This is a genomic window from Hirschia sp. (assembly GCF_058892565.1).
The window spans coordinates 36,242-51,405 of record NZ_JBZXVU010000039.1; the positions used below are offsets into that span (position 1 = coordinate 36,242).

The following is a 15,164-nucleotide window of genomic DNA, read 5'->3' on the forward strand; positions in this document are numbered from 1 at the left end:
TAGATGCCAGACTGGCAAAGGCTATGCAAGGAAAATCACCTCTTTCTGGAAGGTTAGATAATATCTTAAACCTGTTGGTTTCTTTGTTTTAATTCTTCTATTTCCTGAAAAAGCGTTCCCATACTCATTAAGAGCAATTGCACGGGGCGTAATCCCATCCGTGTTTCCCCATTCTCAAATACATCTTCTTGCCACAACGCATAATCTTGAGGATCCAATCCCTCATTGATAAACGCTTTTGCAACATTTTGCGCTGTAATACCGATATGGATCTGCGCAGCTTCTTCCCCAACGGATTCAACATCTTTAAGCCAGCTAAAAGAGCCAACTTCTGTCATGATCTGCGCAATTGAACGCCTCTCTTCCGGTGTGAGCTTAACAAGATCCGTCTTTTCTCTCGCATCAGATGTCATGCTTACCCCATTCACAGAATATATATCCTGATATCTATAAGCGGGTTGCCCGAGATTATATTGCCCATCACTTACTGGAAATAATGCCTGACTATTAACTGCCACCCTTCTTTGCGGCGTTGAAGCAGGCCCACCAGCCCAAAAGCCGATAAATCCATCCGCACCATTCGTGGCGCAAACTTCAAGCATTGCACTTCCAAGTAATGAATGAACAGACGTGTTCTGGCCCAAATCATAATTGCACGACAATGTAAAATGGTCCGATGCCGTACTATCAATATTGTATCGGCCAGAGACAATACCTTTCGAATTGCCAGTTAAAAAACTGACATTTCTATATCCTTCAAAACTGTGATCCGCACTCCAAGCAGCCGGCATATCAAGTTTGGGAATGGTATCGCCACTTATTCCTATATCCTTGTAGGCAGCACTTCCTAAACCGGCACTATTGTGTTCAACACTTTGCCAGCCTTCACTGGAAAACATTAGCAGACTTGATGTATCCACAACCGCACATATCCAGCCGATCTTGGGTATTATTTCTTTCCACGCACCGCCCGTGTAAACAGCCAGAGATGCAGGCGACATGTGTTCCCACTTAGATCCCGTCATTTGGTCTGGCAGGATATACATATCACCTTCAGACACATACTCCGGTTGTGTGGCAGTGTCCGCAGATTTAACAGTCATTTGAACCAGACAATCAATTAATGAAATCGCCTCATTATGCGTGACGTGCTTTTGTGCTTGCCCAGAGAGAATGTAAGGCAAATCAAGTTTTGGCGACCAATCCATCGTCTTTTCCTTCAAATGTTGAGAAAGAAAAAATATAGACCAGTTATTTCACTGTGGGATAAATTGGCCGCTAATAGATGCTAAGCGTCTATGTATTCCTTTTCATAGAAGTCTTCCAAAAGTTTGAAATCTTTAGGTGTATCAAATGTTGCATTCGGCACACTATGTAAATCACCTGTTTGAAACACCAGATTCTTTAATTCGATAATCTGTTGGACGACTTCAATTGCACTTTTCTCGGAATCATAAAGCCAGCATGCAGATACACCGCTAACCCGCTCCGAGAATGCGCCCAATTGTGGAGCCAAAATAGGCAAACCAGCAGAGAAGGCTTCGCTCAACGTATAAGAATATGTCTCGGCGCAGTGTTGAGGAAAAAAGACTAGATGAGGATTTGCAGCAGATATCAGCTCAGGTAATTCCTCCGCTGCATATCTGCCAGTCACCTTCAATACGCCAGATAAAGCAGATACGCGTTTATCAAACTCATTCGGGAATTCCCCAATAATCTCCCATTCAATATTGGTTTTTTGCAGTACGCTTTGTTCAATGCAATCAAGAAGAAAACCACCACCCTTATGCTGGGCCATGATACCGATGGACACTATTTTCAGCGTGTCAGCAGGCCCAAGCTTTGAAAGTGTGACCTCCCTTTTAGGGTGGTATAACTCCTTTTCATGGGGAACAGCGACGATGTTTTCATTTGAAGAATACTTTTGAATCCGACTCGCGACATCTATTGTCGGACACACAATTCTAGCAGCGTTATTCAAGATATTACGTCCCTTCTGACGCCACATTATGATATCTTTGCTGCGAGGGTCTGGTTTTTCGCGTAAGCATTTAAGACACCCAAATTCATCCGGTTCACCACAATAGCTTCCTTCCGAGTTAATGAGGTTATTGCGCGGACAAACCAATGAGTAATCATGTATAGATAAGTCATATTCACCGTCATAGACGGCAAGGAAATCATCCATTTCATCAATAACAACTAGTACGTGGTGGAAGTGAACCTTATCTACTCCTAAAGCGTCTAAGATAGGTATCGTTTCGCTGAGTTTTTGCGCCTTGAATTCAAAACGTCGCCATTGTTCACCCTCTGGCAATAAGAATGCAAACATGAAACCATCGGGTAGTTCCTGTGTGATCATGACCATGTGAAGCGCTTCGGCAGATGTGTTTTTAATCAGTTCAGCAACTTGTTTCTCTGTTCCCCCGCCCCAAGGGTGCAAAACATGCATCAATCTAGGTTTATTACTTTGCTGGATAAGCTTAGCAGACACACTGAACCGTAAAGGCAATGCAGGATCACACTCAATCCACCGAGAAACAGAAGGCTCGTAATCTGGATATCTGTTGCGCAATATTTCACCGCCCACCAATTGTTCAGCAGCAGCACTTTCTCCAAAACTTACACTTCCATGATGGAAAACAAATACATCCCCAGCAAGGATGTTTTTCCATCCATTTGCCAAAGCTTTCTGGCAATAGTCATTCTCTTCCCCATACCCCTTGCCGTATTCTTCATCGAAATACCCAATTTCTGATAAGCTGGCCCGACTGATAAACATACAAAACCCAACTCCAGTCGGCATTTCAACCGCTCTTAATTCATTGGCTTGCGAACAAGCATCATCCAATTGGGCAAGACTATACCCATTAGGTAGCTCCGGCGCGCCTCCAATTGCTGGATATGTACAGATTGTTGCGTTGTTTGAAAACGCTGTCACTGTTGCCACATTTGAGTGTGACAATGCTTGCCGCGTCATTCTATCTAGCCAATTACCATGCACTTCGGTGTCAGCATTCAATAGAACCACATCGCGGTCACTGGCTTTCATGGCTCTGTTTACGCTTTTAACGAAACCAAGATTTTCATCATTGACCAGCAGCACAATATTTTCGTTTGTTTTTGCATAGTCAGGCAATGCTGCTCTTAAAGCTGGTTCAGGGCCGCAATCATCAACGAGGTATAATTTACCAAATGACTTATTATCAGACATGTATTTAATCGTTGATTCAATACATGTTTTGGTTTCCGTTTCGCCGCCATAAACAGGAATTATGACATCCACTTTTGCAGATAATGGTTCGTTGTTTAAAATCGATGTTTTTGGAAGAATATCATCAACATTAGAACCTGGCGCGCCCAACTCAAATAGACTTTGTTCAAAATTGTGACGACCAACCAAAGGAAAAAACGAAGCCCCTTCAGATTCCATGCTCAATTTATCAGCTACAGCCTTACGACCTTCAAACTGTCCATTTTGTAGAAAGTGCTTTAATGGATCAATTCCAATGGCAGCTATATCCTCATGTAGCTTACGGTAGAAACCACTATCAAATTCTGAGGATGTAGCCCTCCCCTCATGAGACCCATTGGAGATGTAATGTTCCAACGTTGTTATGGGGAGATCTCTAAGATCATGGTATGTTTGACGATAAAATACAGGATCGAAGAATTTATTTGGCTTTAAACCCGCTTGATCACCGCTTGAGATATAATGCCCAACAAGGTCCATCTCTGATTTCTGATGATCTGGAAGTTGCTCACGATAATAGGTTGAATCAAATAATCCTGAACGACGAATGAGAATAGCTTGTTTGGTGATAAGAAGTGTATTCCGAATACGAGAATTCTTACCAAGTACTTTTCTAACAACATCAACACCAAACGTTTTGATATCTCTGATTATATGGATCATCCGAGATTTGATTCCCCCTTGAAGTCTGCGAGTTACTTGAATGAATTCATCTTCAAGCTGTGCTAGGCGTATTTTATCTTCTTCCCAATTGGCACTTGTGCGCTCTTCGCGGTTACGCTGCTCAATTAGTGCAACTTCGCTTATCAGAATTCTTTCTTGAAGCGCATCACACTCTGTCTGTTGGGCTTGCGAACGCAATGTGACAAGCTCAACTTTCTTTTCCAAAGCCTTGCAATCATGCTCTAATTTATCTCGCTCCTGCTCAAGTTCTAGACGATCATCCTCTAGATTAGCTTGATCCTGTTCAAGTTTAGCTCGATCTTTTTGAGTGGCCTCTAATTCTTTGCTTAATGAATCATAATGTTTTTGGAGCAAGCCCTGTTGATCCATGGATTCGTTAAGTAAAACCTGCAAGCGGTCGCGTTCTTGTTTCGCCGTTTCAAGTTGGCCATTTAGGGCGCTGTAATTTTCTTGTAGCAATTTCTCCTGAGAGTTTGCTTCTTCAAGTCTAGTTTGTACCTGATCGCGTTCCTGCTTTGCCGCCTCTAGCTGCCCACCAAGTGCATTATAATGCTGTTGTAACAGAGTTTGTTGCTCTGTTTTTTCTGCCATCAATTCAGCGAAAAACTTCTTTTCGTATTGCCCCACAATTGTCGAGGCATGCGATTCAAAATGCGAGCGTATTTCTTGTGTCTGCTTAAAGTTTTCACCGCTTTTGATGAGACATTCTATTTGTGGGTTTGAAATACCCTTAGGCGCTAGCACACCCAATCCGTTCGAATGGATAAATTCAAATCCACCATGCTTTTGTTTTAATTCATTCCAGAGTTGGTAAACACCAAAGCCGCGATCGCGCACTGCTGTATCATGGAAAATCACCACTCCATTTGGTGCAAGTTTATCAATCCACGTCTCATAATCATCTTTGACGGCATCATAAGTATGCAGCCCGTCAATATGAAGCAAATCAATAGAACCATCATCAAAGGAGCCAACAGCTTCATTAAAAAGGCTGCGCATTAAGCTTGCTATATTCGGATATTTTTTCTGCGCATGTTCATTCACACTATTGTAAATTACATCACTATATTCACCAGCATGCTCATCACCCTGCCAGGTGTCCACAGCAATACATTCGGTTTCAAGTTCGAGCTTCTCAACGATCTGACAAAAAGAGAAGAAGGAATTTCCCGTATGCGTACCAAGTTCAACAATTCTTTTTGGTTTTAAGTTTTCCACCAACCAAAAGCTAAAGGGAATGTGCCCTATCCAACCGTCGGGGCGCTGCAAATGCAGTGGTTTCATACCAGTAAATTTCGTTGCCTCAATTGGCATCCCTGCATTGTCCGAACTCATGAGAAATTCCTATTCAAGCTACACAACTATATTCAAAGGTATTTTTAAACTAGAACCAGTTTCTTCAAACGGCACAAACTAATTCGCTTTCCATCTATCAGAATACTGCGAATACAAATTCTCTTCTAAATGTCTGGAATTACTATTCTCTTTTAGGAGCTTCTGCATCTGCAAAAGTCTTTTTGAATGTCCATCAAGATTGTTTAGATGGTCTTCCAAAAAGCCTTGGGTTGAAGTTTGAAGCTTTGAGAGTTGCTCGGGATTTTCTAAGAAGCCACATAGCGCCTTATAAATTCCTAGCTCATTATTCTCGCAAAGAATTCCAGTTACACCCGTTTCGATTGATTCCCCGTATTCTCCACAATTACTTGCGAGAGTGACGAGGCCCATCCCCGAATATTCAAGCCATTTGATATGACTTTTGGACTGATTGAATGTGTTGCTCACAAGTGGAGCGACACCAACATTATAGCCCTTCAAGCCTTGAAGCCAGCTGACAAAAGCAGGATAAGAACTCCCCACTCCATAAGGTATTTCAATTGATTTAATCCCATCAACGAGATCCTCGTCCGGCAAGACACCAATCAAACTTAACTCTACCCGGTTTCCATATTCACTACGAAGTTTCTCGAAGGATGGATATAAAAGAGAGAAAAAATCACCGCCATGAGTGGCTGAACCCATATATAAAATATTCAATAATGGGGCTGCTTCTTCAGCATCAGTTACGTCTTCAATGGATGTATTTGAACTTTTCCAAATGCGATCATCTAATTCGTTCGCGATTTTCAAAATGTTCGGGTTCAATGCCTGTAACCGTGTTAACAGCTCATTTGTTGAAACCCAGACCTCATCCGCTGCTTCACATAAAGCACGCACAAAGACGCTCATTTTTTTATAATGATCATACTCAGAGTGTTCGCTGTCCAATGACGTAATATCATCATCCAATTCATACACCATTGGTGTATTCGACTTACGACAAAATGATATCAGATAAGAAACATCTTCTTGAGTAGATATTGCCAATCTTTGAACAATAACAATATCTGGTTTGAGTTCACTTAGAGCGTCCAAAGAAACGAAACGAACATCAAATTCGTTTAGCACTGCACTTTGAGTGAGAGGCAATATAAGCCTAATATAACCGCAAGCAGTCGGATATCCTTTTAAATGGGCATCTAGCAAAACGGCAACTATCGGCTTTTTTATACTTCTATTTTTACGTCTCAAAAGATACAAAGCCTCTTCACCAATTTAGACCTGTGTGTCGCAAAAGCTAATTGCAAAGAAACACATGCAATACCAGCCCTAAAACTCGAATATAACTTCAATCAGACTAATTATACTATTTCTATGCTCATTTACTGGTCAGACGTCGCTCTGATTTGTGACAATTATTTGCCTAATCTCTGACCAGAATAACGACCTTCACGAATTGGTTTCCACCACCACTCATTGGCTAGATACCAGTCTATTGTTTTGGCTAAACCTTCTTCAAATGTGACACTTGGTTCCCAACCAAGATCATTTTTAATCTTGCTGGCATCAATCGCGTATCGCATGTCATGGCCAGGACGGTCAGTCACGAATTCAATCAATTCACGTCGCGGTTTATCTATTCGGCCACGTTCATCAAGAATGTCGCAAATGCTCTCGACAACACCAAGATTTGTGCGCTCACAATTGCCGCCAATATTATAGCTCTCTCCCAATTTTCCCTTCTCGAGGACTGTTGCAAGCGCTACTGCATGATCTTCCACATAGAGCCAATCACGCACATTATCACCCTTGCCATAAACAGGTAACGTTTTGCCTTCCAGTGCGTTCAAAGTCACCAATGGAATCAGCTTTTCTGGGAAGTGAAACGGTCCATAATTGTTGGAACAATTCGTCATCACAACAGGCAGCCCATATGTACGCTCCCAAGCGCGGACTAAATGATCTGATGAAGCTTTAGAAGCTGAATACGGAGACGAAGGCGCATAAGGTGTTGTTTCAGTAAACAAGCTGTCATCAAAAGGTAAATCACCAAAAACTTCATCTGTTGAGATATGGTGGAAACGAAATTTATCGGAGCTATTTAGAGTGTCTTTCCAATAATGTCGCGCGGCTTCCAGCATTGAGTATGTCCCAATGATGTTTGTTTCCATAAAAGCAGACGGACCATCTATCGAGCGATCAACATGACTTTCCGCGGCAAGGTGCATAATCGCATCAACGGAGTGCTTTTTTAGAACAGCTAGCACTGCTTCGCGGTCACAGATATCAACCTGTTCAAAAGCATAATTTGGATTGTCCTGTATCTCTTTTAGAGACTCAAGATTTGCAGCATATGTGAGCTTGTCCAGATTGACGACAGAAACGCCTTTATCCTTGATAAGGTGTCGACACACTGCTGACCCAATAAAGCCTGCACCACCAGTTACAAGTATTTTCATTGCTTGCCTTAGCCTTGTTTATATTCAAAATTATTGTCAACATTAGCCAATAAAGGCGCGACCGCATCTTTGCCTGAAAGCTGTGGTTCATGCCCGTTTAAAGGCCAATCAATGCCAATCGCAGGATCATTCCAGATAATCCCTCGGTCATTTTCAGGCGCATATCCAGAGGTGACTTTATAGGCCACTTCAACATTGGGTGTCAGTGTTAGAAAACCATGCGCAAAACCTTTAGGAACAAGGATTTGATTTCCTTTTTCTGCAGTCAAAGTAATGCCAACCCATTTTCCATAATCGGGTGAATTTTTACGGATATCCACGGCAACGTCGAAGATTTCGCCCTTCAAAACACGCACTAATTTATCCTGAGCGAACGGATCTGTCTGGAAATGTAGTCCGCGCAATACAAATGCCTCAGCTGACAGCGAATGATTATCCTGCACCCACCCTGTCGGCAGACCAGCATCACTAAAGCGTTGTTCGCTATAGGTTTCACTGAAAAATCCACGCGCATCGCCAAAACGGGCTGGTGTAATTTCTTTCACACCATCCAGACCTAAATCACGAACTTCCATGAAATTAACCTTTATCCTGCGCCAAGCGGATCAAATACTGACCATATTCGGTTTTCTTAAGAGGTTGCGCCGCTGCAACCAGCTGATCGGCTGATAAATAGCCAAGGTCGAACCCTATTTCTTCTGGGCAGGCAATCTTGATTCCCTGACGGTGCTCAATTGTCCGCACAAATGAAGATGCTTCGTGCAAACTGTCATGTGTTCCTGTGTCGAGCCAAGCATAACCGCGACCAAATTGCTCTACTTTCAGATTGCCCTGTTTGAGATAAGCCAGATTAACATCTGTGATCTCTAATTCACCGCGCGGTGATGGCTCAACAGCTTTAGCGATATCAACAACTTGCTTATCGTAAAAATAAAGTCCTGTTACAGCCCAGTTTGATTTAGCTTTTTTAGGTTTTTCTTCAATTGAAAGCGCTGTGTTTGTTTCATCAAATTCAACGACACCATAGCGCTCTGGGTCAGCGACTTTATAAGCAAATACAGTCGCCCCCTCTTTACGTTGAGCTGCTTGAGTACAAATATTTTTCAAATTTGCACCGTAGAAAATATTGTCGCCAAGGATCAATGCAGCAGGTTCATTATTAAGGAACTTTTCTCCAATGATGAATGCTTCAGCCAGACCATTTGGGGCATCTTGAATTTCAAATTCTATATTAATACCGAAGCGGGATCCGTCACCGAGCAAGCGCTGAAAAGCTGGCATATCAATCGGTGTGGTAATGATCAGAACATCTTTAATACCCGCCAGCATCAAGACACTTAGCGGATAATAGATCATCGGCTTGTCGTAAACTGGAACAAGCTGTTTTGAGACACCCATTGTGACTGGAAATAAACGGGAGCCCGTTCCTCCGGCTAATATAATCCCCTTCATAGGGCCCCCTTAATTCGACTGTTTACCATACAAAATTAACAGCCAAAGCGTTAGCTTTCAACTGTAAACGCGTCAACCGCAATTGCCTATATTACGAAAATCGAACGATATTGATCATACATCAGTCACGACTTACTGTTTAATGCGTATCGATTATTTGTGGGTATACTCTCGAACATCTGTTAGCCGATTGGACAATAAGCGTGGGTTCCATGTCATCATGCTTATGATCTGCAAACTTCCCAATTTGCGACTCGCTTGAACGATTTTGCGTCGCTTCATCACGCTTTTATAGTCTTTGAAACTGGCAGATATGGCCCGTATAAAAGTCATTTCAAACCCGCGTCTCGCGAAGATGTAAAGGTTTGCAATTATATGCATTGGCATAAAAAGAAAAAGCGCAATGGGCGGCATGTTTTGCAGGAAAACCCAGACCCGATTGCGAGTGCCATGAAAGAGAGCAAAATCGCCCACTTTGTCGGATAACGCACTGCCCGCATGGTGAATCATTGCATCATGCAAAAAGATACATCTTTCACCATTTAGTCGCAAGCGAAATGCCAAATCCACATCTTCACAATAACAAAAGAAGCTTTCATCAAATCCACCAATATCGAGAAAAGTCTGGCGATGAAATACGGCACCAGCTCCACAAGGGCTGAAGCATTCTCCCGTATTTGGCATTTCTGAAACTGAACGCCCAAACCCTCCCCGCCAAGGTATTCCAAAGACGTGATAATTATCTCCTGCACCATCCATAATACCAGGTTCATCTAAACTATATTGTGCGCTGGCAAACATTTTGATGGCTGGAAATTTATCTATCCCGCCCGCAATTTTTTCCAACCAGCTTTCATCTGCCACAGCATCAGGATTGAGCATAACAAGCCACTCTCCATTTGCTAATTTTGCGGCTAAATTATTGCCTTTGGCAAAGCCGTGATTTTCAGCTTCGGGCATGAGATGGACGCGATCCAAACCGGTAACATCTAATGTTTCCATAGAGGTATCGGAAGAGGCATTGTCGACAACAAATAACTCAAAGTCTTGAAAGTTTTGACGTTTTAAAGAATCGACTGCGCCTTGTAGATAATCACCGCCATTAAAATTGACGATGATCACCGAGAAAAAAGGAGATATCACTTGCTCTTGCATTTCATCTTCTCCCAGCTTTTCAATGACTTTACACAATTTGAAAAAGGCTATGATGCACGACATAGCTAGCCCCTATCACTTTTGTGTATCTGGGATGAGATTGCTTGTCTATCGGAGTAATCTCTTCACGAGCTCAAACATTTCATATCTATCAAACTAGAATAGATGGTTGCATCTAATGGAGTGTGAATTTCTTCACCCAACAGCTGGATAAGGCGTGTATTATCCAGCTTCATCGGGTATTTCCAATATGGTGCAATCTCGGCTGCTTCTCTTGGGAAACCGCCCAAAGGCGCAAGCAATTGCATCGCCCACCATGGAAACGTCGCACGCTTTATTTTACGGCCAAGTATGCGCTCTATTGAATCCGCCATTTCATGGCCGGTTTGCTCATAAAGACCTTCAAATTGCAAAACTTCAAAGTCCTTCAATTTTTCTGGTATTTCAATCAAGCGTGAAAAACACTCAGCAAGATCAGGTAGATAGGCCCAAGAGTGACCTGCACCGCGCGCAGTCATGGTTATCTTTGTTACAGGTTTACCCGCTTTGATCATAGCCTGCGAAAACCAGCTAGAGCGTAAATCAGAGCCATAAAAATCCCCTGCTCTCAAGATTAAAACAGGTGAATTTGCAGATGCCCTTTCTAATCGCTTTTCTAATTCCACCCTAATTTTGCCTTTACGGCTTTTTGCATTTTGAGGCGTTTCAGCATTAACTAAACGCGTTTTTGCAGGATCATAATTGTAAATTGTCCCCGGTAAAACAATTCGCGCACCAATCTGCTCGGCTGCGAAAATTGTATTGTCGATCATAGGTAAAACCAGTTTGGACCAATTGCGATATCCGGGTGGATTAAGCGCATGAATAATGACAGACGCATTTGTAGCTGCTTTAGTTACATCATGTCGGATCATCGCATCGCCCTGCACCCAGTTTACGTCTTCTGCAAAAATTTTCTGAGCTTTTTCAACATCACGCACTAACGCATTTATCCTCCACCCACGTGCGAGCAGAGCCTCTGTGATAGCTCCGCCAACACCGCCCGTTGCGCCCAATACACACGCTATTTTTCCATTTTGCATTTTAAATCTCCATCACAAGAATGACCGAAATTTGGATGAAAAATCGCTGCAAATAAATTGACTAATTATTTGCATCGGCTAGTCATTATTTTATGAGCAATCAAATATCATGGGATGATCAACGCATCTTTCTGGCCGTGCTGGAAGAAGGCAGTTTATCTGCTGCAGCAAGAAAGCTTGGCTTATCCCAGCCTACAGTGCGCAAACGTTTAGAAATACTAGAACATGCTTTGGGATGTGTGCTATTTACGCGTTCGGTCAATGGCCTCACCCCCACCCCAAAAGCAAGAAACTTGCATGACGCAGCTAAAAAAATGGCGCTTGCATCAGATTTATTTGTTCGCCAATCTACTGTTAAACAAGGAGAAATTTCAGGAAGAGTTAGACTAAGCGTACCTGATTTTATGGGTATTGAGGTCGTGCCTGATTTCCTGACATCGCTCAATAAAGTCCATCCTGCTATTCAAATAGAATTGGAATTGAGCAATAAGCCAGCCAATCTATTGGACCAAGAAGTTGATATTGCTATCCGCACGATAGCTCCCCATCAAGATGCCCTTATTGCCAAGCAACTTCCCCCGATTCAGCTTGGTTTTTTCGCCAGTAAAAAATATCTGGCAAAACGTGACATACCGCAAAATCTCTCTGATTTTGAAATGCATAATCTGATCGGACCAGATAGAAACAGGACTGATATTGCGATTGCCCAGTCAATCAGTCCACATTTTAGCGATACAAACATCGTGTTAAAATGCGATAATCATCCCGCTCACTTATCCGCAGCGCGTGCGGGGCTGGGCATTGCAGTGGCGCAAATTCCAGCCGGTAATAAAGATCCAAATCTTGTACGAATATTGCCTGATTATATCGTTGCAGATATGAGCGTTTGGGTCGTGACGCATGAAAATTTCAAACACGATCCACGTATCAGGGCCGTGTTTGACCATCTGGTTAGCTGCTTTTCAAAGAAGCACTAAATCTTATTTCCATGGGTCATTGCTATCGCTTTTTTTATCAATCGGTTGAGCAAAAGCGGGCAATTTGACGTCAGCTTTTGTGCGTTTTCTGTGCTCTGGCTGCGCGTTTGGTGTCGACTTTGTATCGACTTTCAGCTTCATCAGTGCGGCAATTCTGTTGTGCGTTGCCGGATGTGTTGAAAACAGCTTGTCACCGCCCCTGCCATTTAATGGGTTGATGATAAACATATGCGCCGTGGCCGGATTGCGCTCGGCTTGCTCATTCATCGCAGCGCGACTTGTACCATGAGCGATCTGCTCAATTTTCTGTAAAGCACTCGCCAAGGCTTCCGGGTCACCAGAAATTTCTGCGCCGCCTTTATCTGCTTCATATTCGCGTCCACGGCTAATTGCCATTTGCACCAAACTGGCGGCCATAGGCGCTAAAAACATAATCGCGATTGTGCCAATTAGACCGCCTGTTCTTTCGCGGTTGCCGCCAAAAAACATTGCAAAATTTGCTAAAGCCGAAATTGCACCAGCAATTGTCGCGGTAATGGTCATTGTCAGCGTGTCACGATTTTTCACATGAGCGAGCTCATGCCCCATCACACCGCGCACTTCGCGCCTATTCAGCATTTGCAGCAAACCTGTTGTTGCTGCAACGGCTGCATTTTCTGGATTGCGGCCTGTGGCAAAGGCATTTGGCTGATGATTTTCAATAATGGTAATTCGCGGAATAGGCATGCCAGCATTGCGCGCCATGTCTTTCACGTCTTTGGCATAACCAGCAATCAGTGGATCGCGGTCATGTTCGTCCACTTCTTTTGCCTTATACATGGATAAAACAATCTTATCAGCATTCCAATAACTGATGAAATTACCCGCGCCCGCAAGCACAAGTGCGATAATCATACCCACCTGCCCGCCAAGCATAAAACCAATACCCATAAACAAGGCTGTCAGCCCTGCAATGAGCATAAAAGTGCGAATGTGATTGTTTCCCATGATCCTCATCTATCTTTAAATGCGTTTATGCACTGGCATAGAGATAAGATGAGATTCTGGCTTTTCTAGGGTTGAGGATATTTGGCGAAAGCTTCAACCAATTTATCGAAAACAAATCGGATACGACGATTGGTCCGCAATTCTTTGTGGGCAACGAGCCAATAACTAACTGGTATCGGCGTTTGTGGCACAGGCACGCGAACTAATTCGGGAAAATTGAGCGCGATATCTTCGGTGATAAGGCCAATCCCTAAACCTTTTCTAACCAGTTCCCAACTCACCGTTCCATTCTCGCAGGACAATTTGAAACTATCGGGTTTTACCGGAACGCCAATGGCATTTAGGCCCTGTAATAATTGGGTATTATCACCAAAGCCGATAAAATCAGCATTTTGCAAAGCTTCAAGTGATGCCGGTCCATCGATTGAGGCTAAATAGTCTGGCGTCGCATATAGCCAACAATTGACGTCCCGCACTTTGCGCCCAATCAAATCTGGCTCGACTGGCTGGGCATGGCGCACAGCAATATCAGCTTCGCGTCGCCTTAAATCGCTCAATGTATTGGTGGCAACAATTTCCAAAATGACGCCCGGCTCTGCGCGCCTGATATCAACCATCATATCAGGTAGAATATAGGTTGAGACAGCATCAGAAGCGCTGATTGCGACCACACCCTCGATCTGATCAATCTGGCCTGTTGCGGTTAAAGAAAACTGCACGGCCGCTTCGCCCATTGCGCGCACATGGTCCACAAGTTGAAGACCATGCGGGGTGAGTTCAAGGCCTTTGCCAACACGCTCAAACAAGGCGACGCCTAATTCTTCTTCAAAGGAAGACACCTGACGACTAAGCGTGGGTTGGTTCATATCAAGCGCTCTTGCAGCAGCCGACAATGACCCCTCTTCTGCTGTTACCAGAAATGCGCGTGCTTTATTCCAGTCAAATTTTATTGATCGCCAATCCATACATATATGTATACCTAAATTCATAATTTCAGCAATGTATTATACGATTTTGATAGAGTATCTAACGGCCATCACCGGTTCAAATCATTAAAGGAGCTGGAAAACACAAAGCTTTTGGAAAATGAAAATGACATCTCATGATCGTGCTACTCCGACTTTCGCTCGCCTTACTGGCCTCGTATATTTATTTATCGCCCTCATTGGTGGGTCGGCTTATTTTCTCGTATCTCAATCACTTATTATACCCGGAAATGCAGCACAAACTGCTGACAATATTAGAGGAAATATGTCCCTGCTTAGATTGGGAATCACTGCTTATCTGGCTATCCTCGCACTTGATATATTGATGACATGGATGCTGTTTCATCTGTTTGCCAATACAAATAAGCCCCTCTCCATGCTGGCAGCCTGGATGCGTCTTGCTTATGTGTTTATACATGGCGCAGCGGTTTTAAATCTCGCCTCTATCCTCAACATTGCAGAAGGCGGATTGCGTGCAATGCCGAGCGACTATCAAAACGATATGATCCTGCAATATGCAGAAGCCCATCTTGATGGCTTTATGATTTCATTGATGTTTTTTGGGATACATCTCTTACTTATCAGCTATCTGATTTGGAAATCAGGCCTATTACCCAAAGCTTTAGGTGCTTTTTTATCAATCGCGGGCATCGCCTATATTTGCGACACACTGGCTATGGTTTTATTGCCAAACTACGCGCAGCTTCAGCCTCAGATCGAACCATTTGTGGCTATCGCTGCAATGATAGGCGAAATTGGATTGCTATTATGGCTGCTGATTATGGGTGTGAAGTCACGCGCATAAGCAATTA

At 43.3% G+C, this 15,164-nt stretch carries 12 protein-coding genes; 2 read left to right on the plus strand and 10 right to left on the minus strand.

What is annotated here, in order from left to right; genetic code table 11:
* Positions 1-65: 65 nt before the first annotated feature.
* The 8 genes from AC5EF3_RS14195 to AC5EF3_RS14230 all read right to left on the minus strand — a co-directional run bounded on the left by AC5EF3_RS14195 (position 66) and on the right by AC5EF3_RS14230 (position 11,402).
* Positions 66-1,208: a DUF2793 domain-containing protein gene (locus tag AC5EF3_RS14195; protein ID WP_493548518.1), complete on the minus strand. Its 1,143-nt coding sequence runs from the start codon at positions 1,206-1,208 to the stop codon at positions 66-68.
* Positions 1,209-1,288: 80 nt separating this feature from the next.
* Positions 1,289-5,272 carry a class I SAM-dependent methyltransferase gene (locus tag AC5EF3_RS14200; RefSeq protein ID WP_493548519.1) on the minus strand — a complete coding sequence of 1,328 codons (3,984 nt, stop codon included), beginning with the start codon at positions 5,270-5,272 and terminating at the stop codon, positions 1,289-1,291.
* A gap of 78 nt (positions 5,273-5,350) precedes the next feature.
* Positions 5,351-6,505 (minus strand): glycosyltransferase family protein, encoded by a 1,155-nt coding sequence (locus AC5EF3_RS14205; RefSeq protein WP_493548520.1) that lies wholly within the window; start codon positions 6,503-6,505, stop codon positions 5,351-5,353.
* 164 nt (positions 6,506-6,669) lie between these two features.
* Positions 6,670-7,713, minus strand: coding sequence for a dTDP-glucose 4,6-dehydratase (gene rfbB, locus AC5EF3_RS14210; RefSeq protein ID WP_493548521.1), 1,044 nt, complete (start codon positions 7,711-7,713; stop codon positions 6,670-6,672).
* 8 nt (positions 7,714-7,721) lie between these two features.
* Entirely contained in the window at positions 7,722-8,288 is a 567-nt protein-coding gene (gene rfbC / locus AC5EF3_RS14215) for a dTDP-4-dehydrorhamnose 3,5-epimerase (protein ID WP_493548522.1), read from the minus strand.
* 4 nt (positions 8,289-8,292) lie between these two features.
* Positions 8,293-9,165: a glucose-1-phosphate thymidylyltransferase RfbA gene (gene rfbA, locus AC5EF3_RS14220; RefSeq protein ID WP_012778213.1), complete on the minus strand. Its 873-nt coding sequence runs from the start codon at positions 9,163-9,165 to the stop codon at positions 8,293-8,295.
* A gap of 153 nt (positions 9,166-9,318) precedes the next feature.
* The gene (locus AC5EF3_RS14225) at positions 9,319-10,383 is read right to left on the minus strand and encodes a glycosyltransferase family 2 protein (protein WP_493548523.1); all 1,065 of its coding nucleotides are present in this window, start codon (positions 10,381-10,383) and stop codon (positions 9,319-9,321) included.
* Between the two features lie 62 nt (positions 10,384-10,445).
* Positions 10,446-11,402 (minus strand): NAD(P)H-binding protein, encoded by a 957-nt coding sequence (locus tag AC5EF3_RS14230; protein ID WP_493548524.1) that lies wholly within the window; start codon positions 11,400-11,402, stop codon positions 10,446-10,448.
* Positions 11,403-11,494: 92 nt separating this feature from the next.
* Between AC5EF3_RS14230 and AC5EF3_RS14235 the strand changes: the two genes are divergently transcribed.
* Complete coding sequence (locus tag AC5EF3_RS14235) at positions 11,495-12,379, plus strand: LysR family transcriptional regulator (protein WP_493548525.1); 885 nt, start codon at positions 11,495-11,497, stop codon at positions 12,377-12,379.
* 3 nt (positions 12,380-12,382) lie between these two features.
* Here AC5EF3_RS14235 and htpX read toward each other — a convergent pair whose 3' ends face one another.
* Both htpX and AC5EF3_RS14245 read right to left on the minus strand, forming a co-directional pair.
* On the minus strand, positions 12,383-13,375 hold the full coding sequence (htpX, locus tag AC5EF3_RS14240) for a zinc metalloprotease HtpX (protein ID WP_012778217.1): 993 nt from the start codon (positions 13,373-13,375) through the stop codon (positions 12,383-12,385).
* A gap of 56 nt (positions 13,376-13,431) precedes the next feature.
* The gene (locus tag AC5EF3_RS14245) at positions 13,432-14,331 is read right to left on the minus strand and encodes a LysR family transcriptional regulator (RefSeq protein WP_493548526.1); all 900 of its coding nucleotides are present in this window, start codon (positions 14,329-14,331) and stop codon (positions 13,432-13,434) included.
* Positions 14,332-14,458: 127 nt separating this feature from the next.
* On the opposite strand from AC5EF3_RS14245, the gene AC5EF3_RS14250 reads away from it, so the two are divergent.
* Positions 14,459-15,157, plus strand: a complete 699-nt coding sequence (locus AC5EF3_RS14250) for a DUF4386 domain-containing protein (RefSeq protein WP_493548527.1) — start codon at positions 14,459-14,461, stop codon at positions 15,155-15,157.
* The last annotated feature ends 7 nt before the right edge of the window (positions 15,158-15,164 follow it).

Bases quoted from the DNA above. Each gene is read 5' to 3' on its own strand.
- AC5EF3_RS14195 (WP_493548518.1), bottom strand. From the start codon at position 1,208: ATGGATTGGTCGCCAAAACTTGATTTGCCTTACATTCTCTCTGGGCAA.
- AC5EF3_RS14200 (WP_493548519.1), bottom strand. From the start codon at position 5,272: ATGAGTTCGGACAATGCAGGGATGCCAATTGAGGCAACGAAATTTACT.
- rfbB (WP_493548521.1), bottom strand. From the start codon at position 7,713: ATGAAAATACTTGTAACTGGTGGTGCAGGCTTTATTGGGTCAGCAGTG.
- rfbC (WP_493548522.1), bottom strand. From the start codon at position 8,288: ATGGAAGTTCGTGATTTAGGTCTGGATGGTGTGAAAGAAATTACACCA.
- rfbA (WP_012778213.1), bottom strand. From the start codon at position 9,165: ATGAAGGGGATTATATTAGCCGGAGGAACGGGCTCCCGTTTATTTCCA.
- AC5EF3_RS14225 (WP_493548523.1), bottom strand. From the start codon at position 10,383: ATGTCGTGCATCATAGCCTTTTTCAAATTGTGTAAAGTCATTGAAAAG.
- AC5EF3_RS14230 (WP_493548524.1), bottom strand. From the start codon at position 11,402: ATGCAAAATGGAAAAATAGCGTGTGTATTGGGCGCAACGGGCGGTGTT.
- AC5EF3_RS14235 (WP_493548525.1), top strand. From the start codon at position 11,495: ATGAGCAATCAAATATCATGGGATGATCAACGCATCTTTCTGGCCGTG.
- htpX (WP_012778217.1), bottom strand. From the start codon at position 13,375: ATGAGGATCATGGGAAACAATCACATTCGCACTTTTATGCTCATTGCA.
- AC5EF3_RS14245 (WP_493548526.1), bottom strand. From the start codon at position 14,331: ATGGATTGGCGATCAATAAAATTTGACTGGAATAAAGCACGCGCATTT.
- AC5EF3_RS14250 (WP_493548527.1), top strand. From the start codon at position 14,459: ATGACATCTCATGATCGTGCTACTCCGACTTTCGCTCGCCTTACTGGC.